This is a genomic window from Pseudarthrobacter phenanthrenivorans (genome assembly GCF_000813845.1).
In the GTDB taxonomy this organism is placed as follows: domain Bacteria; phylum Actinomycetota; class Actinomycetes; order Actinomycetales; family Micrococcaceae; genus Arthrobacter; species Arthrobacter phenanthrenivorans_B.
The window spans coordinates 28352-50799 of the sequence record NZ_JWTB01000010.1 but is presented as its reverse complement, the minus strand read 5'-3'; the positions used below and the strand labels follow the sequence as shown (position 1 = coordinate 50799).

The window sequence follows — 22448 nt, the reverse complement described above, 5'->3', positions numbered from 1 at the left end:
TGATCACCAGTCACACCAGCGATCGGCGGGACCATGACCTCCAACCCACTCAATCCGTCCAACGGCGACGACACCCCCAAGGACCCGTTGGCCGAAATGCTGCAGAACCTGATGGGCGGCAAGGGGATGGAAAACTTCGACCCCGCCGAACTCGCCAAGGCTGCCGGCCTCCCGGACGACCCCAATGTACTGGCCCAGATGTTCTCCCAGGTGCAGGCCATGATGAGCGCACCGTCCGAAGGGCCCGTCAACTGGACGCTGGCCCACGACAATGCCCGCAGGGTGGCCGCCGGCAGCTCCGACCCGTCCGTCACTGCCCAGCAGTCCCGCGACGTGGACGAGGCCCTCCGCCTCGCCGAACTGTGGCTGGACCCGGTCACGGACCTGCCGGCAACCGGCCTGATCGGCAAGGCGTGGTCCCGCGCGGAGTGGGTGGAGGCAACCCTTGGCACCTGGAAGCGGCTGACCGAACCCGTGGCCAACAGCATCGCCAACGCGCTGTCCTCCGCCATGACGGAGCAGATGCCCGAGGAAATGAAGTCCATGATGGGCGGCGCCTCCTCCATGCTGCAGAACATGGGCGGAGCCATCTTCGGGATGCAGCTGGGGCAGGCCATCGGCGCCCTTTCCAAAGACGTTGTGAGCTCCACCGACATCGGCGTCCCGCTTGCCGACCTTGAGATGGCGCTCCTGCCCGCCAACGTTGCGGCGTTCGGCGAGGGCCTGTCCCTCCCCGAAAACGACATCCGGCTGTTCCTCGCCGTCCGGGAAGCCGCGCACGCCCGGCTGTTCGTGCAGGTTCCGTGGCTGCGCGGACACCTGCTGGGCGCCATCGAGGCCTACGCCCGCGGGATCCATATCGATACGTCGCGTATCGAGGAGCTGGCCCGCGACCTTGATCCCAGCAATCCGGAGGGCATCCAGGAGGCGTTGTCGCAGGGCGTTTTCATGCCCCAGCGGACGCCCGCCCAGGAGCAGGCACTGGAGAAGCTCGAGACGGCGCTGGCCCTCGTCGAGGGCTGGGTGGACGAGCTGACTGCGGCTGCAACGGAAAAGGTCCTCCCTTCTGCCGGCGCCTTGCGCGAGACGGTGCGGCGCCGCCGGGCGACCGGCGGCCCCGCCGAACACGCCTTCGCATCCCTGGTGGGACTGGAACTGCGGCCCCGCAGGCTGCGTGACGCCGCTACCCTGTGGGCCACGCTCAAGGAGGAACGCGGCATCGAGGGCCGGGACGCCATCTGGCACCACCCCGACCTGCTGCCCACCGCCGAAGACCTCGACGATCCGAAGGGCTTCAGCTCGCGCCGCAAGCTCGCCGAGGCGAGCGACAGCGAGGTGGACGACGCCCTGCAGAAACTGCTCAGTGGCGGCTTCGACGAAACGCCCGGTGATGAGGGCGGTGCCGGGGACGCCGGCGGCAAGGACGACGACGGCGGCGGCCGGCCGTCAACGAACTGACACAGCAGTGGCGGGCCAGGACTTCCTGGCCCGCCACTTTTTAAGGCAACTCTTTTGACCAGCTCTTCTGATCCCGCGGCAGGGGTTCTGCGCGCCTAGTCGGCGTCGCCGGACCAGCTGCCCGCAGGCTCCATGCCGTCCCCGGCGTTGTCGGCCGGTTGACCGGCCTTCGTGAGGCCACGGGACGTGGCGAACGAGACGCCCTCGAGGAAGGCCTTGGCCCGCTGGGTTTCGGGATACGCCTCCAGCAGCTTCCAGAACGCCGCGTTGTGGGAGGCCACCAGAAGGTGGGCCAGTTCGTGCAGCAGGACGTAGTCAATGACCCACTGCGGCATGGGCCGGAGCTTGTCCGACAACCGGATGGTGCCCTCCGCCGGCGTGGCGGAACCCCACCTGGAGTTTTGGTTCGTGACCCAGCGGACGGAGGTGGGCACTGACCGGCCGCCGAGGTAGTCGGCGGACAGCCGGGCCGCGTGGGCGGCCAGGGCTTCGTCCGTGGCGGGACGCCGCCGGCCGGCCGCGGCCTGCCGCTCCCCCTGTTTATGGAGTTTGGCCAGCATGCGGTGGACCCATTCCCGCTCCTGGGCGGCCGTAAAGCGGGCCGGGATGGCAACCACCGCCGTTCCGTCCTCCCAGAATGCGGCAACGGTACGGGTGCGCCGCGCAGACCGCCGTACTTCAACGGGAGAGCCGTCGGAGGTGGTCAGGGCGGGGGCAGGCTGGCGGGGGCCGGTGCCGGCGCCGCGCCTCACAGGACGGAGCTTTCGGCGAGCACCCGGAGGACGTCTTCCCCGTACCGTTCAAGCTTGGACGGGCCGACGCCGGCGAGTCCCGCGAGCTGTTCGAGCGACTCCGGCCTTGCTTCGGCGATGGCGGTGAGGGTGGCATCGGTAAAGACCACGAATGCAGGGACGTCCGCGGACTGCGCAACGTCCCGGCGCCAGTTGCGCAAGGCGTCGAACGTCTGTTCCTCGTACGTGGGAGGGCAGGCATTGCATCGGCCCACCTTGCGTTCGGCGCCGGTAGCGAGCATGCTGCCGCAGACCCGGCACACGGCAGGGGCCGCAGCCTTGCGGCGCGGAGCGCTTCCCTTCCCCTTGGTGCTCGAGGTGGCAACAGAGTTTGGCCGCAATCCGTCAAGAAAGCGCGAGGGCTTGCGGTTGGCCCGGCCGCCGGGTGTCCGTGCGGTGCTCCAGGAGAGGGACAGGTGTTCGCGGGCACGGGTGATGCCCACGTAGAGGAGCCTGCGTTCCTCGTCCACCGATTCCGGTGAGTCGGCGAAGGAGATGGGCATCAAGCCTTCGCTGAGGCCCACGAGGAAGACGGCGTCCCATTCCAGGCCCTTGGCGGCGTGCAGGGACGCGAGCGTTACGCCCTGCACGGTGGGGGCGTGCTGGGCGAGGGAGCGTTCCTGGAGTTCGTTGACGAAGTCCGCCAGCCCGAATCCAGGCCCCCGGTTCTGCACAAGTTCGTCGGCGAGCGCCACCAGCGCGGCCAGGGATTCCCAGCGTTCGCGCAGCGCTCCACCACTGTGCGGAGCCGAATCGGTGTAGCCGAGCGAGGAGACGATGTCGCGGACGAGCTGCCCGAGGGGTTCGGCGGAGTCCGCTTCTGACACGGCCCGGGTGGCGGCGCGGAGCTGGAGGATGGCATCACGGACCTCCTTGCGGGCGAAGAAGCGCTCGCCTCCCCGCAGCTGGTATCCGATGCCTGCCGCCGCCAGTGCCTGTTCGTACGCCTCGGACTGGCCGTTGGTGCGGAAAAGGACTGCCACCTCGCTGGCCGGCGTGCCGGCGTCGAGCAGTGCCTTGATCTTCTGCGCCACGGTGGCTGCTTCGGCCTCGTCATCCGTGCACTCCGTGAACTGGGGTTCGGGCCCGGCGGGCCGCTGCGCCACGAGCTTCAGGGGCGCAGCCCAGGCGGCGTCGGCGGCGGGGCCGCCGCTGCGGCGGGCCCCCAGGAGGTCGTTGGCCAGCTTCACCACCTGGGGAGTGGAGCGGTAGTCCCGGATCAGCTTGACCACGTTCGCCTGCGGGTAGCGGGCCTTGAAGTCCAGGAGGTGCCGGGGCGACGCGCCGGTAAACGAGTAGATGGTCTGGCTGGCGTCACCCACCACGCACAGTTCGTCCCGTCCGCCGAGCCAGAGCTCCAGCAGCCGCTGCTGCAGCGGGGAGACGTCCTGGTACTCGTCCACCACGAAGTGCCGGTACTGTTCCCGGACCGTGGCGGCCACCCTTTCATCCTCCTGCAGGATGCCCACGGTGATCAGCAGGACGTCTTCGAAGTCGATGACATTGCGGTCGGTCTTGACGTCCTCGTAGGACTGGAAGACCCGTGCCACAGTGGTGAGGTCGAAACCGCCGGGCGCCCCCCTCCCCTGCGCGTTTTCGAGGTAGTTGGCCGGCGTCAGCATGGACACTTTGGCCCATTCGATTTCAGAGGCAAGGTCCCGGATGGAGGCACGGTCGGTGCTGAGCCGCAGCCGCCGCGCGGCCTCGGCAAGCATCTGGGCTTTGTGGTCCAGCAGGTTGGGCAGCGTGCCGCCCACGGCCTGCGGCCAGAAGAACTGCAACTGGCGCAGGGCCGCGGCGTGGAAGGTGCGGGCCTGCACGTTTCCGGCGCCCAGGTCGCGCAGACGGCTGCGCATTTCCGCCGCTGCCCGTGCGGTGAACGTGACGGCCAGCAGGCGCTGCGGCGTGTAGACGCCCGAGTGCACGCCGTACGCAATGCGGTGGGTGATGGCGCGGGTCTTCCCGGTCCCTGCGCCTGCGAGGACGCACAGTGGGCCGTTCAGGGTGCTGGCCACCTCACGCTGTTCCGCGTCAAGCCCTCCAAGGATGCGGTCCTCGAGGGAGGCTGCTCCGTCAAATTGTTCTGTAGTCACTTCTGCTGCTTTGTTTCTCGACTACCGCGTGCTGGAGTCTGGTGGATGGAATGCTTAGGCTTCGCCGTGGTCCAGGATCCGGCCGCCGTACCAGTGCTCAATCAGGGAACGGGCGATGGACAGCCTGCTGGAAATGGTGATCTCTCCGCTGAGTACCGCGTCCTGGAGTTCCTCGCGGCTGAACCAACGTGCCCTGGTGACCTCCACGCCGTCGGGCGTTGCCTGGGTGTCTTCGGTGGCGGCGGTGAATCCAAGCATAAGGGAGGCCGGGAACGGCCACGACTGGGAGCCCAGGTATTGGCAGGCGCTGACCCTGACCCCTACTTCCTCCTGGATCTCGCGTACGACGGCCTCTTCGAGGGATTCCCCGGGCTCCACGAATCCGGCCAGGGTGGAGTAGTTCCGGGCGTCGAGGGGGCCGCCTCCGCCCAGGAGCAGCCGGCCGTCGGGGCCGACCACCGTGACGATGATGGCGGGATCGGTCCGCGGAAAGTGTTCTGAATTGTCAGCGGGGCATCGTCGCACCCAGCCGCCGGACTGGACCACGGTAGGTGTGCCGCAGCGCGGACAGTGCGTGTGGGCGGCGTGCCAGTTGGCGATGGCGCTGGCTTCCACGAACAAGGCTGTGGAGGTGGCCGTCAGGCCGGCCGCCACCTCCCGGAACCCCGCCCAGGCCGCATCCGAGGGAATGCCGCCGGTGCCCGGTTCCTGCGGCTGGGGCAGGACGAACAGCAGCAGTTCCGTTCCGGCCGGAAGATCGCTGGCCGGCAGCGCCGAGCCCAGGTACACCACGAGGTCCGGTGCGGATCCGGCCGCGGTCAGCGCGGCGAGGAGTTCCCTGGCCCCGGTCAGCACCAGGTCGCTGCCCCGCACCAGCCCCTGCCGCCCCGACAGGACGGCGGCCACGGCATCCGGTCCGGCGAGCAGGTCCTCGACCATTCCTGGCCTGGCGCGTGCGACGGATCCGCGGTCCACCAAGGCGGGCCGTACCGGGAGGAGGGTATCCACCAAATGGTTTGCCGGCAGCCGTGCCGGCGCAGCCTGGTGGACGGGTGTTACTGACTCCGCATGGCTCATGGTTCCACCGTACTGACTGCCACGGACATTTCACATTTCCAGCGGATGGATGTGATGGCCGGAACTCCACGATCGGCAGCTATCTGGAGACTCGCCGCGACCGGACCGCCGTCTGGGACTGCGGGCGATCTACCGTGGAACGGTGAGAAGAAAACCGATTGAACTGGCGGCAATTGCAACCGCGGCAGTCCCAGGACTGACCCCGACGGCCGTTAGCTCTGCGCCGGATGACCCCGCGGACTTCGACTCGGCACTGCTCCTTGATTCCGAAGGCAAGCGGTGGCGGGTCCGGTCGCCGCGGCATGCCGAAGCCAGTGCCAGGCTGGAAACGGAGTTCCTGGTTCTGCGGGCTTTCGCTCCCGGCGTCCGGGCCGAACTGCCGTTCCTGATGCCGACAGTGGCCGGGAGCGTACGGCTCGGAAGCCTCACTACATTCGTTTATTCCCACCTGTCCGGCAGCACCCGCAGCGTCGAGGAACTGACCTCAGGGCCGGCTGGACTGGCGCGCGAGATCGGCTCGGCACTCGCGGCGGTCCACGACCTTCCCCGGTCGCTGGTCAACAATGCCGACCTGCCCAGTTACACCCCGAACGAGTTCCGCCAGCGGAGGCTCAACGAGTTGGACCAGGCAGCCACCACCGGCAAGATTCCGGCCGGGCTGCTGCGCCGTTGGGAACACGCGATGGAGGATGTTTCGCTCTGGCGTTTCAACCCCTGCGTGGTGCACGGCGACCTGCACGAAGACAACCTGCTGGTGGAGCAGGGACGGGTCACCGCTGTCACCGGCTGGACGGACCTGCGCATCGGCGACCCCGCGGACGACTTCGCCTGGCTGGTCGCTTCCAATGAACAGGACTTCATCGATGCCGTGCTGAAGGCGTACACCTCCAGCCGGCGGGACGCCCCGGACCAGCACCTGCTGCGCCGTGCTGCCCTGTCCGCTGAATTCGCGCTGGCGCAGTACCTGGTCAAGGGCCTCGCGGCCGGTGACCAGGACATGGTCACCGAGGCTGAGGGCATGCTGGCGAGCCTGGCGAGCGATATCGCCGAGTACGGGGGCCAGCCGATCAGCGTCGAGCCGCTCCCGGCCCCCGGCGCCGCAGCGGCGCCCGGTCCCGCCTCGAGCCCCGGTCCCGCGTCGAGCCCTGGTCCCGCGTCGAGCCCTGGTCCCGCAGCGACCCCCGGTCCTGCCGCAGGGCCGGGAACGGGCGCAGCCGGCGGTCCTGCCTCAACGGCCAGCGCGGCCGCAACGCCGCCGATTCAGGCTATGGTGAACCCCGCCACCGGTAGCGGCAGTTCCGCGGTCACTCCTGCCGTGACGGTCATTCCTGTACCAGCGCAGCCTGCGGTGCACGTGGCGCCCATCCCAGTGGAACCACCGGCGGCAAGTGTGCAGCCCTCGGACGTGCCCCACGCCGGGCCGGCCGGGGTATCGGACGAAAGGGCCGGCGATCCGGACGATACATCGACGGCAGCCATCTCGGTCATCAACGTCAAACAAGGCTGAACCAGCGGCCCGGCATCCGGAACATCCCGCCGTCCAACGTGCCCGCCACCGCGCAGGGAGAGGCCCGGGCAAGGGGGCTGGTCGGGTTGAAGGCCTGGTCAGGATGAACGCCTGGTCAGGATGATGGCCGATTCAGGGCAGCGGCAATGATTCCCTCCAGTTCAGCCGCCGAGCCAAGATCGTGCGGCCGCACGATCGCGTTGTCCGCAACGTAGAAGAAAGCAGCCCGCACCTCCTCCAGTGGAACGTCTTTAAGGCGCGCCCACGCGAGCCGGTACACGGCCAGCTGGATCGAGCGTGTCCTCAGTTCTGCGGCGGACGGGCGGCGGCCGGTCTTCCAGTCCACCAGGTCCCAGCGACCGTCCGCGTCGCGGAACACCGCATCCACCCGGCCGCGCACCACCACCTCCCCCACCCTGGTTTCCACCGGGACTTCAACGAACGCCGGGGACCTGTGGGCCCACGGGGAAGCTTTGAAGGTAGCCACCATCTCATCGAGATCGTAGGCGGCGTCGATGTGGTCGTCTGAACCCGGGGCTTCGCCGAGGTCGAGCATTCCGGCATTTCCGAAGTACTCCTCCACCCACGCATGGAAAGCTGTTCCCTTCCGTGCTGACATCCCCGGTTCGCGCGGAACGGGCCGCCGCAACCGGCCCAGCACCGCCGACGGATCGTCCCCCAGGTCAACCAGGGTGGAGGCGGAGATATGGGTGGGCAGGTGTACATCGTGGCCATCCCGCCGCCGTGACCGGCGCTCCAGCAGCAGCGCTGCTTCCCGCGCCCAGCCCGCGGCCGCGCCGCTGAGGCCAGGCCGTCCCTGCGCCAAGGTCCCGCGCCCCTGCCCGGGGCTGCCCGCCGGCGGGACGTTGCCTTCCTGCGGGGCTTCCGCGGGCTGCCACCCGCTTCCGCCGTCCTCCAGGGTTGCGAGTACTCTTCGCGCGGCCGCTTCCATGGCCGTCCGGCGGCCCGGGACCAGCCTCAACCGTGCGCCATCCCGCGGATCAACGGGTCCTTCGAGGGGATCGTAGGGCCAGCACGCTTCTTCCGTTCCAAGTGTCAGCGGACTCGAATCCGGCAGCGCTGCCTCGGCAAGCGACAACTGATGAACACGGACGCCAGCAGCGGCAGCACCACCGGCGGCCGGGGCCAAGGATTCGAGTTCGGCCAGGAAGGGGGACATTTCCGCGCGGCCGGCCCGTGAACCCACCCAGGCGGAACTGGAGACCCACAGGACATGCTTCGCCCGTGTGTAGGCGACGTAGGCCAGCCGCCGCTCCTCCGATTCACCGTGTGCCTGTACGTCGGATTTGAAGATCTTCTCGGCGTCCAGCCAGCCTTTCTGGTCGGGCTGGTCGAGATCCCACTGCGGGAGGTCGGCCCGGTCGCCGCGAAGGGGCCACGGCAGTGCAGCCGCTCCGCTGCTCCAGCGCGAGTCCCGGTCGCTGGGAAAGGCACCTGCATTCAATCCGGGGACAAAAACAACGTCCCATTCCAGGCCTTTGGAAGCATGGACAGTCAACAGCTGGACGGCTTCGCGGTTGACATCGCTCGCCGGGGCTTCCAATCCGTTCTCTTCCGCCGCTGCGGCTTCCAGCCAAGCCAGGAAAGCCAGGATGTCCACCCGCTGTGAGGTGCGGAGGAATCCCGCGGCTGCGTCGTGGAAGGCATCAAGGTTGCGCCGGGCCTGGTGAATGCTGATCCCCGGCCGCGCCGCCACTTCAATGTCAAGCAACATGGCCCGTTCCACTTCGCCCAAAAGCGTAATGAGGTCGTCACCCAGGTAACCCCGCAATTGACGCAGCTCCGTGGACAACCGGGCCAGCCTGCTGCGCGCCTCGAACGTGAGGGTGCGGCCGTTGGACGATGTCCACCCCTCCCGGGGCAGGAAATCCAAGGCCTCCACCAGGCTGGCGCCGTCGGTCAGGTCCCCTTCGAGGACCGGAGCGTCAGCTTCATCGGTGTCGCTGTCAGGGTTATCGCCGTCGAAACTGTTGACCACCTTTCCACGCCTGCGGGCAAGCTGGCTGGACCAGTCGCGCAAAGCCATGAGGTCGGCGGGACCGATCCGCCACCGGGCGCCCGCAAGCAGCCGCATGAGGGCGTCCGACCTGCCGGGATCGGCGAGGACGCGCAACGTAGCCACCAGGTCCACGATTTCCGGCGTGTCCAGGAGCCCCCCAAGACCCACGATCTCGTAGGGAATCCCCCTCGCCTCGAACTGGCGCCGGACGGGCTCCATTTGGGCCCGCCTGCGGCACAGGACTGCCAGCGCCGGCGGTTCGGTGGTGCCGTCAGCCTTCCGCTCAAAGTCGGTCACCCGGTATTTCAGGACGTCGTCTGCCAGTGCGGCAGCTTCATCGACGTCACTGGCAAAGCGGCCAAGCACCACAGTGCCCTCCACGGCGTGCGGGCTGGGTTGGAGCGGCGGTACTTCAGCTGTAGTTGCCTTGCCTCCGGCAGGGGCATTCTGCGCCGCGGTACGGCTCAGGGACTGTGACATCACGTTGGCCGCGGCAAGGATTGACCGGCCGTTCCGCCATGCTGTTGTCAGGTATGAGGTGGGAGCCGGCGCCCAGCCGTTGCTCCCGTCCGTCGCATCGGTTCGGACGGGAAACTCGCGGACGAAATGGAACAGTTGGCCTGCCGAGGCGCCACGGAAACCATAGATTGACTGGTTTGGGTCCCCTACCGCCGTCACTGCATGGCCTTCGCCGAAGAGCCGTGAAAAGAGGACCAACTGCGCATGCGACGTGTCCTGGAACTCGTCGAGGAGGACTACTTTGTACCGTTGTCGTTCCATCCGGGCGGCCAGCGGAACGTCCTGCGCCACCTTCGCGGCGAGCGCCACCAGGTCGCCGAAATCGAGCGCACCACGGCCCCGCTTGGCTGCTGCATACCGCCCCACCATGTCCGCGACGCTTGCCCTGGTCCGGAGCATTGCCCCGAGATCCAGGGCGGCCTTGGAAGCGTTCCGTTTCTTGCCGGCCACGTACGGCAGGGACTCGAACTCCGAAAGGCGCCCCATGAGCCACGCTTCAACGTCCTCGGGTTCCTGGAGGTGTTCGGCGCACTCACCCGCCAACTGGATGACGGCCTTCACCAGGGTGGACTTTGCGGCCCGGAAGTGGGCGTACTCGCCGTCGTAGGCCTCCACCACCTCGCTGGCCAGCTGCCAGGCCTGCGCGCCGCCCAGCAGGACCACGTCGCGCTCCACCCCCAGCCGCAGTCCGTAGTCGGAGACGATGCCGCTGGCGAACGAGTGGTACGTGGATACTTTGGGTTCGAGGGCGTCGCTGCTGAGCAGGCCGTCCGGGAAGACGCCGCGTGCGGTCTCCCTGGCGGCCAGTCGCTGCAAAGCCAGGAGCTTGGACCGGATCCTGCTGGCGAGTTCTCCGGCTGCCTTCCGGGTAAAGGTGACGCCCAGGACTTGTTCGGGGGTGACCCATCCATTGGCCACCAGCCACACCACCCGGTCTGCCATGGTGGCCGTCTTTCCAGAACCGGCCCCGGCAATGACCAGCCTGGGTGCAAGGGGGGACGAAATGATGGCGGATTGCTCGGGTGTGGGCATGTTGCTTCCGCCGAGCATCGCGGTCAATTCTTCGGGACTGAAGCGAACCGCGGGGGTGGTGTCCTCCGCTGCCAGGGCCTCGCTCATTCGGTGACCTGCCTTCCACGCACACATAATGGGCAAACCTCCGGGAGCCTGCAGCCGTGGCCGCCGTGGCTTCCCTTGGCCGGATCGTGACGGGCGGTGAATTCGTTTCCGCCCATCACCGCAGCCGCCTCCGTCACCATGTCCAGTGCCCAGTTCTCAACGGGATCGAGTGGTTCCTGCTGCTGGACTGCCGGGTTGACGGCACTGGTGCCGAGCTGGGCCAGCACCGCGCCGCCCGACGAACTCCGGGCTTCACCCAGGCCGGCGTCGAAGCCGCCGGCAAGCACGGCAGCCTGGTAGGCGCCAAGCTGTGGATGGCGGGACAGCTCATCCTTGCCTGGCTGGCGCTTGCCTGTCTTGAGGTCGACCACCACCAGACGGCCTTCGCCGTCGATTTCCAACCTGTCCACCTGGCCACGCAGCACCGCTTCACGCGGGGCCGCTTCGTCCACGGTCACCTTGCCCAGGGCCACTTCAAAGTCCTGCTCGACTGCCAGCAGGCTCCGGCCTTCACTCCTCATGGTCAGCACATACTGCGCCAGTTTGCGGACCATGGCCTCGGCGCGCTGGAAGTCCAGCCTGCCCTCCCAGTTGTCCTTCATGCCCAGGGCCGGCCAGCGCCGCACCAGTTCGGCAACGTACTCGGAGCCGGAGGCATCGGGCATGTCCTGCGCAATCGCATGCACCAACGTGCCAAGGCTCCGGGCGAAGTCCGTGGCCGGTTCCCCGCCCGCTGCCTGGACGAACCAATCCAGGGGCGATTTCTGCACGGTCTCCACCTTGGACGGGGATACCGACACTGTTCCTCCCGGGGGGACCACTGCTTCGGCGGACGTCAGCGGGGCAAGCCCCCACCAGGTGTTGGGGTGCGCCCCGGGGACAGGCGGCTCCACCGACGCGAGGTGTGCCAGGACCCGTGCAGCTTCCTCCGCCTGCGCGGTTCCGTCCTTCAGATTGCCGGCCCCGTCTCCGGAGTGCTTCCCGGCCAGCTGGGCGTGCTGCCGAAGCTCAGCGACCAGGGCGCGCAGCGTCATGGGCCGTTCCACCTTGGTGAAGGTCCGGTCCTCCTCCCCCGGTTCCAAGGGTGCAACAAAGTCCAGGAAAGACGACGGTTGGTCGTCTTCGGATGAGACCGCCGTGCAGAGCAGCAGTTCCCGCGCCCTGGATACCGCCGTGGAAAAACTGCGGAGTTCGTCGTAACGGATGTCGCGCAGCCGGCTTAGCGGGTCGCGCCGGAGGGCGTACTCCGGACCATGTTCCACCGCGTCCGCGTACAGTGTGCTGCCCAGCAGTTCACCGCGGAGCCTGGTGTTGGGCCATACTCCCTCCTGCAGTCCCGCGATGATGACGACGGGCCATTGCCGGCCCGCCGCGCTGGCCGGCGTCATGAGTTCCACGGCATCATCAACCTGCGCCCGGGCGGCGAGGGTGTCCATGGGAAGCTCCTGGTTGAGGAGGTATTCCAGGAACTGCTCCGGACCGGCGCCGGGCATCTGGTCCACGTAGCGTTCCGCCGTGTGGAAGAGCGCCATCATCGCGTCAAGGTCGCGGTCGGCACGCGCCCCGTGGGGTCCCCCCGCCAACGCGGTGGCTGTCCAGGCAGTGGACAACCCGGTGGAATTCCAGATGGCCCACAGGACGGATTCGGCATTGGCGCCGGCCAGTCCGGCTGCCTCGCGTCCGGCCTGGATCATCCGGGCCGTACGCCGCGCGGCCCGGCCTTCGATGCCCAGGGCACCCAGCGCGCCGGGTTCCAGCAGTGCCTCAACCAGCAGCGCGTCGCTGGCGCGGCCGCCGCCGCCCAGGAGTTCCTCACGCCGCAGGGACTGCCGGAGCCTGCGCAGCTCAATGGAGGTGGCGCCTCCGATCCGGGATGTAAGCAGCGAGACCGCAGCCTCCGGCGTCAGCAGCCCAGGATCGAGGGCGATGGCGAAAGCATCCAGCAGCGGGCGCACGGCTACCTCGTCCCGGACGGCTGACTCGGCCACGGGCACCTGGACGGGAATGCCCTGCCCGGACAAGTAGCGCTGCAGCTCGCTGACCTGGCCGCCGTTGCGTACGATCACGGCAATGTCCGCCAGGTCGCGGTTGTGGTTGATGTGCTGGTCCAGGATCCGTTGCGCAACGTACCGCAGTTCGTGCACAGGTGTGGGTACCAGATGTGCCTCAACGTTGCCGGAGCCGCCACCGGAGTCCGGCTGCCCGGACCGGACGGGAGGCTCCAGGCGCCGTGCCAGCTGTCCGCCCGCACGCTGCGAAATGCGGCCGGCCACACTCATCCATGCCTTTGCCACTGCCGGCGCCAGGCCATGGGCGTGCCACAGGGGCCGCTCAAGGACAGGGCCCTGGGCTGACAGCAGCCGGGGCAGCTCGGCGACAAGGTCGGGCCGGGCTCCGCGGAAACCCTGGACGACCGTGTCCGGGGAGGAAGTGATGTAACTGTCCTTGCCGGCCGCGATATCTGCGAGCAGCTCGAAGATGGCCGGGTTGGCCTCCTGGATATCGTCCACCAGGACGACCTGCAGCCGGGAGCGTTCCGCGGCGAGGAAATCCGGTGCGTCCTGGAAGATTTGCCGGGCCGCGGTGATGATCCCTGCGGGGTCGAAGGCTTCCGGCATCCGCAGGTCAAGGACATCGCGGTATTCGGCGTACAGGGCGGCTGCGGCCTTCCAGTCCGGGCGGCCGCATTCATCCGCCAGCCGCGCGAGGTCCCCGGCAGTACGGCCCGACTCGATGATGCGGTCGAAGAGCTGCCGCACCTCCTGGCGGAAGCCGCGGGTTTCCAACGCACCGTGCAAATCTGCAGGCCAGGGCAGTTCGAGTCCCGGAATCCTGTGGCCTTCCAGGAGCTCCTTGATGATGAGGTCCTGTTCCGGGCCGGACAGCAGCCGGGGCGGACGGGGAAGCGGGATGACGCCTTCGGCTTTGGCGCGGCGGATCAGATCAAACGCGTAGGAGGCCCACGTCCTGGCCGGAGTGGTGCTGAGGCTCCGGTCCAGCCGGGCAGTGAAACGGTCGCGGAGGAAATCCGCTGCAAGGCGGGTGGGCGCGAGGATCAGCATGCGTTCCGGGTCGACGCCGTCCCGGACCACCCGCTGGACGGCTGCCTCAACGAGGACGGTGGTCTTTCCGGTGCCGGGGGCCCCCGGCACCAGGACCGGCCCGGAACCCTGGACGACGTCGACCGCCGCCTGCTGGTCGGGGGTGAGCGGAAGGGCGGCAGCGTGCACCCGCCGTGGCGGCAGCAGGCGAAGGACCGGGCTGGCTTGCGGTGCCGGGCTGCCGGCCGGGGATCCAGCCCCGGTATAGCCCTGCCCCTGGCCTTCGTCCGGCTCCTGCCGGCGCGGTCCCCGGGGGCCGGTCAAAGGAATTGTTACTGTCACACAATCATTCCATCATCAGGCACCGACAATTTATGGAGCCGGCGCTCCAGGTCCTCGGCCAGGGCGTCAATGCGGTCAAAATCACTGTCCGTCGGCGCCCAGCGCGCTGCCGCCAGGTCCACCCGCCACCGGCCCTCCCCCGTTTTCAGGAAGGAGCTGTAGCTGCCTGCAAGGGGTGTGCCCTCGTCAAGGTAGCGGAGCAGTGCCTCCGCCTCGTGGCCCTCGGGTGCATGGCCGCTGGCCTTGAGGACCCGCCACCAGGGAACACTGCCCCCGTGGTGGCTCATGACCCAGCCCACCTGGCGCGGGCCGCCCGATCCCAGGAGCTCGGCAACGTCTCCGTACGCCACTGCCGACCCCGCCGGCACCAGCCGGACAATGGCCGGGACCGCCTGGACGTACTCGTTGCGCATTGATCCAATGTAGCCGCAGTGGCGTTCCCCGGAATTGTCGGTGGGTCCCCGTAGCGTTGAAGCATGAGTTCCTGGAATACCCTCCCGCGCGCAGCCTTCGACCTTGAAACCACCGGCCGCAATTCAAGGGCGGCACGAATTGTTACCGCGTCCATCACCGTGGTGGACCACGAAGGCGGCGTCATCAAGGAGCACGAGTGGCTGGCTGATCCGGGGGTGGAGATTCCCACCGAGGCAAGCGATGTGCACGGCATCACCACGGAGCAGGCCAGGCGGGACGGCAGGCCCGCGCATGAGGTCACGCGCGAGGTCGCCGCCGTACTGCAGGAGCTCTTTGATGCCGGTACACCGGTGATTGCTTTCAACGCCAGCTACGATTTCACCGTCCTCGCGGCGGAATCCGCCCGCTACGGTATCCCGCAGCTCACCCGCTTCCCGGTCCTGGACCCTTACATCATGAACAAGCAGGTGGACCGGTACCGCAAGGGCAAGCGGACCCTCAGCGCGCTGTGCGAGGAGTACGGCGTGGTCCTGGACAACGCCCACACCTCGGCAGCTGATGCCCTGGCCACCCTCCGGGTCCTGGATGCGATGGCGGGCAAATTCCCCACGCTGATGATGCCGGCCAGCCAGCTGCACCAGCTGCAGGTGGACTGGGCCACCAGCCAGGCATCGGACTTCCAGGAGTACCTCCGGAAAACGAAGCCGGCCGCCGTCATCGAGGGTGACTGGCCGGTCTTGCCGCCCCGGGATGCCACAGCGGGTGGCTTCTAGTGGTCCCGGCGCACGCCGCCAACTATATGGGAGGCAAGTCACAGTCACGCTCGTTAATAAAACCCCTGCCCGCTGGCGTGCACGGATTCGCTATTCACGCCGGGCAGGACCCGCACTGCACCTGGACTCCAGGAATAGCAGAACATCATTCGGACCACGTCTCCTGCAGGAGCCGGTTCTTCGGGAAGCACCCCGAATTCATCGTAGTGAGACAATAAAGTTTTGCGGTCACCCCTGCCCCGGATGGCCGGACCGGCTTCGGGCAGGTGCCAGGCGCCACAGCGCTGCCTGGCGGCCCGGTCGACTTTATGACTCATACGAAAGTGACAACCCGATGAAAATCAAAGCGATGAAGTGGCTCACTACCGCTCCCGTTGCACTTGCCCTCGCGGTTTCCCTCGCAGCCTGCGGCGGCGGCTCCTCCCAGCCCAGCGGCACCCCCACAGATGCACTCGCCGGCAGCGACCAGCAGACGCTGGACAAGTACACCACCGCCGACGTCACCCCGATCGACAAGATCGACAAGACCAAGCTCGGCCTCATCACCGAGGGCACCCTGCGTGTCGGAACCCTTTCCGATGCCCCGCCGAACATCTTCATCGACCCGTCCGGCAAGTTCACCGGCTACGACAACGAACTGCTGCGCGCCATCGGCGACAAGCTCGGGCTCAAGGTTGAGTTCGCTTCCACGGACTTCTCCGCCCTGCTGTCCCAGGTGGCCAACAAGCAGTTCGACGTCGGATCCTCCTCGATCTCCACCACGGACGCCCGCCGCAAGACCGTTGGCTTCACCAACGGCTACGACTTCGGCTACATGGCTGTCGTCACCAAGAACGGCTCCAAGGTCAACGGCTTCGCCGACCTGAAGGAAGGCGTCCGGATCGGCGTCGTCCAGGGAACCGTCCAGGACGACTACGTCACCAACACCCTCAAGCTGGAGCCTGTGCGCTTCCCGGACTACAACACCGTCTACGGCAACGTGAAGAACGGCCAGATCGACGCATGGGTCGCGCCGTCCCAGCAGGCAACCGGCCAGGTCAAGGAAGGCGACAACACCAAGATCGCCGAGAAGGTTGTGAACACCCAGAACTTCACCGCCTATGCAGTGAACAAGGACAACCAGCCGCTGATCGACGCCCTGAACTCCGGACTGGACGCAGTGATTGCTGACGGCACCTGGACCAAGCTGACCTCGGAATGGTACAAGGACCGTCCCACGGCCGCCGAGCAGACCCCGCAGGGCTGGAAGCCGGGCAGCAAGGCCGTCAAGATCCCCGCGGCCAAGTAACCAGGGCGTTCCATGGATATCCTCAAGCAACTCGCGGACACCTTCCTTGACTGGAAGGCGATGGGCGAAGTCATCCCCAAGATGTTCGCTGTCGGTTTGCCGAACACCCTGGTGCTTGCCATCATTTCGGGCATCATCGGCACAGCTCTCGGAATGCTGCTCGCCCTGATGGGGATCTCCCGGAACGCAGCGGCACGCTGGGTCGCCCGCGTCTACACGGACATCCTGCGCGGCCTTCCGCCGGTGCTGACCATCCTGGTCATCGGGTTCGGGTTCGGGCCCATCGTGCGGGAACTGACAGGATCCACCAGCCCGTACCCGATGGCGGTCGCGGCGCTGTCCCTGATGTCCGGTGCCTACATCGGCGAGATCTTCCGCTCCGGCATCCAGAGCGTGGACAAGGGACAGCTCGAGGCCTCCCGGGCCCTGGGGTTCGGCTACGGTGCATCCATGCGCCTGGTAGTGGTTCCCCAGGGCATCCGGCGCGTCCTGCCTGCCCTTGTCAACCAGTTCATTGCGCTGATCAAGGAATCATCTCTGGTCTTCCTCCTCGGCCTGTTGGCCAGCGAGCGGGAAATCTTCCAGATCGGCAAGGATGCGGCGTCCACCACCGGCAACCTGTCGCCCTACGTGGCGGCGGCCGTGTTCTACCTGGTGCTCACCATCCCGCTGACCCATTTCGTGAACTGGATCGATGCCCGGCTGCGCACCGGCCGGCCGGAAAAGAAAGAGCCGGATGACGCTGCAGCCGTCGTCGGGAAGGGAGCGCAGGCATGAGCGGGTTCACGTCCGGAACACTGAGCGCCAAGAACATCCACCTGTCCTTCGGCAGCAACCATGTCCTCCGGGGCATCGACCTGCACGTTCCGCAGGGCACCACGGCCTCCGTGATCGGGCCGTCCGGCTCGGGCAAGTCCACGCTGCTGCGGGTCATGAACCGCCTGATCGAACCGGACCAGGGCGATATCCTGCTCGATGGCCGCTCGGTGCTGAAGGACAACCCGGACGAACTCCGGCGCCGGATCGGCATGGTGTTCCAGCAGTTCAACCTGTTCCCGCACAAGACGGTGGAGGAGAACATCTCGCTCGCCCTGAGGAAGCTGCGCAAGCTTTCCAAGGAGGAGGCGCGCAGCCAGGCCCTGGAGCAGCTGGACCTGGTGGGGCTGAAGCACAAAGCGGACTCGCGTCCGGCGAACCTGTCCGGCGGCCAGCAGCAGCGCGTGGCCATTGCCCGTGCGCTGGCCATGAAGCCGGAGGTCATGTTCTTCGATGAGGCCACGTCCGCGCTGGATCCCGAGCTGGTAAAGGGTGTCCTCTCCCTGATGGCGGACCTGGCCAAGGGCGGCATGACCATGGTGGTGGTGACCCACGAGATGGGCTTCTCGCGCAACGTGTCGGACACCGTGACCTTCATGGACGCCGGCGTGGTGGTGGAATCCGGGCCCCCGGAGCAGATCTTCACGGCGCCCCGCACGGACAGGCTCAAGGGTTTCCTCTCTGACGTCCTCTAGCCACCCGGCCACGACGCAGGAAAACCCCGGTTGCACATGCAAACCGGGGTTTTCCTGTATTCCAGGCCCTGCGACGTGGCACTTAACGGCAATGCGGCGGGGCAACATTGCCGCGAATGTGCCATGTCGCGCACGGCGACGGCGGTTCTAGCCTTGGGCGGCTGCGGCCGCCTTCGCCGCGGCGGGCAGGGCGTCGTAGATCCGGTTCATGGCGTCGTCGTCGTGCGCGGCGGACAGGAACCAGGCCTCGAAGACCGACGGCGGCAGGTAGACGCCCGATTCCAGCATCGAGTGGAAGAACGGTGCGTAGCGGAAGGCTTCCTGCGCCTGGGCGTCGGCGTAGTTGTGGACGCCGTGGGCGGAGGTGCCGAAGGCAACCGAGAAGAGGTTCCCGGCGAACTGGATGGAGTGGTCCACCCCGGCGGCGTCCAGTGCGGTGGACAATGCGGAGGACAACTCCAGCGAACGGACATCAATGAACGAGTAGACGTCGCGGGTGGCATGGGTCAGCGTGGCGACGCCCGCGGCCATGGCCACCGGGTTCCCGGACAGCGTGCCCGCCTGGTACACCGGGCCGGTGGGGGCCAGGTGGTCCATGACGTCGGCACGGCCGCCAAGGGCCGCCGTCGGCATGCCGCCGCCGATAACCTTGCCGAACGTCAGCAGGTCAGGCGTCCACGGATCCTCGGCGTCCGCCGCGCCGCCGGTCAGGCCCCAGTAGCCGGAGTAGCCGGTGCGGAAGCCGGTCAGGACCTCGTCAACGATGAGCAGCGCCCCGTGCTCGCGGGTGATCCGCGAAAGCCCTGCATTGAACCCTTCAGCCGGGGTGACGACGCCCATGTTGGCCGGTGCGGCTTCGGTGATGACTGCCGCGATGTTGGGTCCGTGGGTGGCGAAGGCTTCCTTGACGGCCTGGAGGTCGTTGTAGGGCAGCACCAGGGTTTCGGCCGCGGTGGCTTCGGTGACGCCCGCGGAGCCGGGCAGCGCCAGGGTGGCCACCCCGGAACCGGCGGCGGCGAGGAGACCGTCCAGGTGTCCGTGGTAGCAGCCGGCGAACTTGATGATCAGGTTGCGGCCGGTGAATCCGCGGGCCAGCCGGACCGCCGTCATGGTGGCCTCGGTGCCGGTGGAGACCATCCGGAGGCGTTCGACAGCCGGGACGCGCTCCTTGACGATTTCCGCGAGGTTGGCCTCGTCCGGGGTGGAGGCACCAAAGGACAGGCCGCGGTCAACGGCAGCGTGCACGGCCTCCAGCACGGCGGGGTGGGCATGGCCGAGCAGCGCGGGACCCCACGAGCAGACCAGGTCCACGTATTCCTTGCCGTCGGCGTCGGTGAGGTACGGTCCCTTCGCGGAGACCATGAAGCGCGGGGTGCCGCCCACTGACCCGAAGGCGCGCACCGGTGAGTTGACCCCGCCCGGCATCAGCTGGCGGGCGCGGTCGAAGAGTGCCTCGTTGCGAGGATTGCTGGAAGTCATGGTTCCTATTCTCTCAGTTGGCCGGCAAGCTCAGTTAGCCGGCGAGCAGTTCAGCCACGCGGGGAGCCACGGCCGTGCCCATCAGTTCGATGGAACGCATCATGGCGGCGTGCGGCAGCGGCCCGTTGCTGTATTTGAGGTCGAAGCGGTCCACGCCGAGATTCCGTTTCAGCCGGACGATTTTTTGCGCCACCGTCTCGGGCGATCCCACGTAGAGGGCACCTTCGGACGAACACAGGGCGTCGAACTCGCCGCGGCCGGCCGGACCCCAGCCGCGCTCCGCCCCGAGTTTGTTGCGCAGGGCCAGCCAGTGCGGGTACAACTCCTCGCGGGCCTGCTCATCGGTGTCGGCGACGTGGCCGGGTGAATGGGTAGCCATCTGCTGCATGGGGTGGCCGTACTTGGCCATCGCTTCACGGTAGAGGTCGGCCAGGGGACGGAAGCCCCGCGGCTGGCCGCCGATAATGGCGAAAATAATCGGATAACCATACTGCGCGCAGCGGAGCACCGATTCCGGCGTTCCGCCCACCCCGATCCAGGTGGGCAGCAGGTGGTGCTCCAGGGGCGGGAAGACGCTGAGGCCGTGGAGGGCCGGCCGGGTGCGGCCCTCCCAGTGCACGGGCTTGTGGGTCCGGACCTTGCTGAACAGCTCAAGCTTCTCTTCGAAGAGCATCTCGTAATCGGCGAGGTCCAGTCCGAACAGGGGGAAGGATTCCACGAAGGATCCCCGGCCCAGCATGACCTCTGCCCGGCCGTTCGAGATGGCATCCACCGTGGAGAACCGCTGGAACACCCGGATGGGGTCATCCGAGCTCAGCACGGTGACGGCGGAGCCCAGCCGGATGTGTGTGGTGCGGGCTGCGGCGGCGGCAAGGAAGACTTCCGGCGCAGAGACTGCGTAGTCCTTGCGGTGGTGCTCCCCCACGCCGAAGGCATGGAGTCCGACGGCGTCTGCCAGCTCGGCCTGTTCGAGCAGCTGCCGCAGCACCTGGGCGTGCGGCTGGGGACTGCCGTCCGGTTCGACACCGACGTCGCCGAAGGTGTTCAGGCCGAGGAGGATGCGGTCCTCCCCCACGGGCGTGGTGGGTCCGGCGGACGGTTGTTCCGTCACCGGGACTCCTTCAGCCAGCCGGCAAGCTCCGCCGCCCAGTAGGTGAGGACCATGTGGGCGCCGGCCCGGCGGATGCCCAGGACTGATTCGGTGATGGCTGCGCGGCGGTCGATCCAGCCGTTGGCTGCGGCGGCTTCGATCATGGCGTACTCGCCGGAGATCTGGTAGGCCGCCACCGGCACCGGGCTCATGGCGGCAGTGTCCGCCACGATGTCCAGGTAGCTCATGGCCGGCTTGACCATGATGATGTCAGCCCCCTCGGCCAGGTCCAGTTCCACCTCGCGGAGGGCTTCGGTGCGGTTGCCGGCATCCATCTGGTAGGTCCGCCGGTCGCCCTTGAGCTGGGAATCCACCGCTTCCCGGAACGGCCCATAAAACGCCGAGGCGTACTTGGCGGCGTAGGCGATGACGGAGGTATTGGCATGGCCGGCGTCGTCCAGTGCCGAGCGGATGGCGGCGATCTGGCCGTCCATCATGCCGGAAGGACCCAGCATGTGGGCGCCGGCTTTCGCCTGCGCCACGGCCATCCGGGCGTAGATTTCCACGGTGCGGTCGTTGTCCACGTACCCGTCGGCGTCGAGCACTCCGCAGTGGCCGTGGTCGGTGAACTCGTCCAGGCACACATCGCTCATGATCACCAGGTCATCGCCCACCTCCGCGCGGACGTCGCGGATGGCCTTGTTCAGCACGCCGTCCGGGTCCAGGGATGCCGAACCTTCGGCGTCACGGGTCTCGGGGATGCCGAACAGCATGATGCCGCCCAAGCCCAGTTCAACAGCCTCCGCGGCGGCCCGTTTCAGGGTGTCGGTGGTGTGCTGGACCACGCCGGGCATGGACGTGATGGGGTTGGGCTCGGTCAGTCCTTCCCGGATGAAGGCCGGAAGGATGAGTTCGGCCGGGGACAACCGGGTTTCGGCGGTCAGGCGGCGCATGGCGGGGGTGGTGCGCAGGCGGCGGGGGCGCTGGTTGGGGAAAGTCATGGATCCTGTCTTCGCGTTGTCTGGAGAAGCGTGCTCGAACGGGGGTTTACACCGGGCCGGTCAGGGCGGGTTGAGGGCCTTGGCAACGGCTGCCACCAGCCCCTCCGGCGTGGGTTCCGCGGCCACGCCGGCCACGGTGAGGCCCACCGTGGTGGCCTGATCCGCCGTCGAACGGCCAATCACCACCAGCCGGCAGCCCGCCAGGGGGCCCAGCGCCGCGATCCGGCGCACGGCACTGGGAGAAGCCGCGATCACCGCGGCGATCCGGCCCTGGGCAATTTCTGCCGCGGCAGTTTCCGGCGTGAGGAGGGCGTACGACGGCGGCTGCGGGCCGCCGTCGCCGTCTTCCGGCGCCACGGCGAGCCTGCGCTCCGCTGCCGCTGGATAGTCGACGGTGCGGTATGCCGTCACGGCGGTGACAGCGGCGCCCGCTGCCGCCAGGCCTTCGGACAGGGCGGGGGCGGCGATGTCCGCCTGCGGGAGGAGTACCCTGCCGCTCCCGTCCCAGGCCGTCAGCAGGCCGGCGGCGGATTGTTCTTCAGGCGGGGTGAGGGCAACGGCCAGTCCGCCGGCCTCGAGCAGCCTCCGTGTTGCCGGGCCGATGGCCGCGACGCGCGTGCCGGCGGGGACCAGGTTGGCCAGCCCAAGGCCCCGCTCGGCCGCCTTTTCGATCAGGACGTGCACCGCGGTGGCGCTGCTGAGCACCAGCCAGTCGAAGGCCCCCGCTGCCAGGGCATCGCAGGCGACGTCGAGGGCGTGCTGGTCGGGTGCCCGTTCGAAGTCGATGAGCGGCAGCAGGACGGGTTCGGCGCCGGCCTTGGCGAGGGCCGATACGAGGGCGGCCGACCGTTCCGGGCTGCGCGTGACCAGGACCCTGGCTCCGCCCAGCGGTGTGTCGCTGGGCGGCTGGCGGGATCCGGACATG

General features: G+C 67.9%; 16 protein-coding genes. 6 read left to right on the top strand and 10 right to left on the bottom strand.

Annotated features, from left to right (window positions below; genetic code table 11):
* Positions 1-33: 33 nt before the first annotated feature.
* The gene (locus RM50_RS05125; protein ID WP_043450643.1) at positions 34-1458 is read left to right on the top strand and encodes a zinc-dependent metalloprotease; all 1425 of its coding nucleotides are present in this window, start codon (positions 34-36) and stop codon (positions 1456-1458) included.
* Between the two features lie 95 nt (positions 1459-1553).
* Here RM50_RS05125 and RM50_RS05120 read toward each other — a convergent pair whose 3' ends face one another.
* From RM50_RS05120 to nudC, 3 genes are read right to left on the bottom strand one after another with little or no spacing between them, the layout of a single operon-like run.
* Positions 1554-2210, bottom strand: coding sequence for a M48 family metallopeptidase (locus RM50_RS05120; RefSeq protein WP_052259975.1), 657 nt, complete (start codon positions 2208-2210; stop codon positions 1554-1556).
* Positions 2207-4342, bottom strand: coding sequence for an ATP-dependent DNA helicase UvrD2 (locus tag RM50_RS05115; protein WP_043450642.1), 2136 nt, complete (start codon positions 4340-4342; stop codon positions 2207-2209). Before RM50_RS05115 ends, RM50_RS05120 begins: the two co-directional genes overlap by 4 nt.
* Before the next feature lie 54 nt (positions 4343-4396).
* Positions 4397-5419 (bottom strand): NAD(+) diphosphatase, encoded by a 1023-nt coding sequence (gene nudC, locus RM50_RS05110; protein WP_043450641.1) that lies wholly within the window; start codon positions 5417-5419, stop codon positions 4397-4399.
* Between the two features lie 142 nt (positions 5420-5561).
* On the opposite strand from nudC, the gene RM50_RS05105 reads away from it, so the two are divergent.
* The gene (locus tag RM50_RS05105) at positions 5562-6926 is read left to right on the top strand and encodes a macrolide 2'-phosphotransferase (protein ID WP_043450640.1); all 1365 of its coding nucleotides are present in this window, start codon (positions 5562-5564) and stop codon (positions 6924-6926) included.
* Positions 6927-7041: 115 nt separating this feature from the next.
* Here RM50_RS05105 and RM50_RS05100 read toward each other — a convergent pair whose 3' ends face one another.
* Genes RM50_RS05100 through RM50_RS05090 form a run of 3 tightly spaced genes read right to left on the bottom strand, consistent with a single transcriptional unit; the run spans position 7042 to position 14380 of the window.
* Complete coding sequence (locus tag RM50_RS05100) at positions 7042-10584, bottom strand: ATP-dependent DNA helicase (protein WP_043450639.1); 3543 nt, start codon at positions 10582-10584, stop codon at positions 7042-7044.
* Positions 10581-13967, bottom strand: a complete 3387-nt coding sequence (locus RM50_RS05095; RefSeq protein WP_043450638.1) for an ATP-dependent helicase — start codon at positions 13965-13967, stop codon at positions 10581-10583. The genes RM50_RS05100 and RM50_RS05095 overlap by 4 nt, the downstream gene beginning before the upstream one ends.
* On the bottom strand, positions 13964-14380 hold the full coding sequence (locus RM50_RS05090; RefSeq protein WP_043450637.1) for an MGMT family protein: 417 nt from the start codon (positions 14378-14380) through the stop codon (positions 13964-13966). The genes RM50_RS05095 and RM50_RS05090 overlap by 4 nt, the downstream gene beginning before the upstream one ends.
* 63 nt (positions 14381-14443) lie before the next feature.
* Between RM50_RS05090 and RM50_RS05085 the strand changes: the two genes are divergently transcribed.
* The 4 genes from RM50_RS05085 (at position 14444) to RM50_RS05070 (ending at position 17953) form a co-directional block, all read left to right on the top strand.
* Positions 14444-15154 (top strand): 3'-5' exonuclease, encoded by a 711-nt coding sequence (locus RM50_RS05085; RefSeq protein ID WP_043450636.1) that lies wholly within the window; start codon positions 14444-14446, stop codon positions 15152-15154.
* A 334-nt stretch (positions 15155-15488) separates the two neighbouring features.
* Positions 15489-16442, top strand: coding sequence for an ABC transporter substrate-binding protein (locus RM50_RS05080; protein WP_043450634.1), 954 nt, complete (start codon positions 15489-15491; stop codon positions 16440-16442).
* 12 nt (positions 16443-16454) lie between these two features.
* A complete protein-coding gene (locus RM50_RS05075; RefSeq protein WP_043450633.1) occupies positions 16455-17219 on the top strand; it encodes an amino acid ABC transporter permease in 765 nt (254 codons plus the stop codon).
* Positions 17216-17953: an amino acid ABC transporter ATP-binding protein gene (locus RM50_RS05070; protein WP_043450631.1), complete on the top strand. Its 738-nt coding sequence runs from the start codon at positions 17216-17218 to the stop codon at positions 17951-17953. Before RM50_RS05075 ends, RM50_RS05070 begins: the two co-directional genes overlap by 4 nt.
* Positions 17954-18100: 147 nt before the next feature.
* Here the strand turns inward: RM50_RS05070 and hemL are convergent, their stop codons facing one another.
* The 4 genes from hemL to RM50_RS05050 are packed head-to-tail and all read right to left on the bottom strand — an operon-like array spanning position 18101 to position 22447.
* Entirely contained in the window at positions 18101-19432 is a 1332-nt protein-coding gene (gene hemL, locus RM50_RS05065; RefSeq protein WP_043450628.1) for a glutamate-1-semialdehyde 2,1-aminomutase, read from the bottom strand.
* 34 nt (positions 19433-19466) lie between these two features.
* Positions 19467-20543, bottom strand: coding sequence for an LLM class flavin-dependent oxidoreductase (locus tag RM50_RS05060; RefSeq protein ID WP_043450626.1), 1077 nt, complete (start codon positions 20541-20543; stop codon positions 19467-19469).
* Entirely contained in the window at positions 20540-21523 is a 984-nt protein-coding gene (hemB, locus tag RM50_RS05055; protein WP_043450621.1) for a porphobilinogen synthase, read from the bottom strand. Before hemB ends, RM50_RS05060 begins: the two co-directional genes overlap by 4 nt.
* 60 nt (positions 21524-21583) lie before the next feature.
* On the bottom strand, positions 21584-22447 hold the full coding sequence (locus tag RM50_RS05050; protein WP_043450619.1) for a uroporphyrinogen-III synthase: 864 nt from the start codon (positions 22445-22447) through the stop codon (positions 21584-21586).
* Position 22448: the final 1 nt, after the last annotated feature.

Coding starts and splice junctions, on each gene's coding strand:
- RM50_RS05100 (WP_043450639.1), bottom strand. CDS start 10,584: ATGAGCGAGGCCCTGGCAGCGGAGGACACCACCCCCGCGGTTCGCTTC.
- RM50_RS05125 (WP_043450643.1), top strand. CDS start 34: ATGACCTCCAACCCACTCAATCCGTCCAACGGCGACGACACCCCCAAG.
- RM50_RS05085 (WP_043450636.1), top strand. CDS start 14,444: ATGAGTTCCTGGAATACCCTCCCGCGCGCAGCCTTCGACCTTGAAACC.
- RM50_RS05050 (WP_043450619.1), bottom strand. CDS start 22,447: ATGTCCGGATCCCGCCAGCCGCCCAGCGACACACCGCTGGGCGGAGCC.
- nudC (WP_043450641.1), bottom strand. CDS start 5,419: ATGAGCCATGCGGAGTCAGTAACACCCGTCCACCAGGCTGCGCCGGCA.
- hemB (WP_043450621.1), bottom strand. CDS start 21,523: ATGACTTTCCCCAACCAGCGCCCCCGCCGCCTGCGCACCACCCCCGCC.
- RM50_RS05090 (WP_043450637.1), bottom strand. CDS start 14,380: ATGCGCAACGAGTACGTCCAGGCGGTCCCGGCCATTGTCCGGCTGGTG.
- RM50_RS05075 (WP_043450633.1), top strand. CDS start 16,455: ATGGATATCCTCAAGCAACTCGCGGACACCTTCCTTGACTGGAAGGCG.
- hemL (WP_043450628.1), bottom strand. CDS start 19,432: ATGACTTCCAGCAATCCTCGCAACGAGGCACTCTTCGACCGCGCCCGC.
- RM50_RS05080 (WP_043450634.1), top strand. CDS start 15,489: ATGAAAATCAAAGCGATGAAGTGGCTCACTACCGCTCCCGTTGCACTT.
- RM50_RS05070 (WP_043450631.1), top strand. CDS start 17,216: ATGAGCGGGTTCACGTCCGGAACACTGAGCGCCAAGAACATCCACCTG.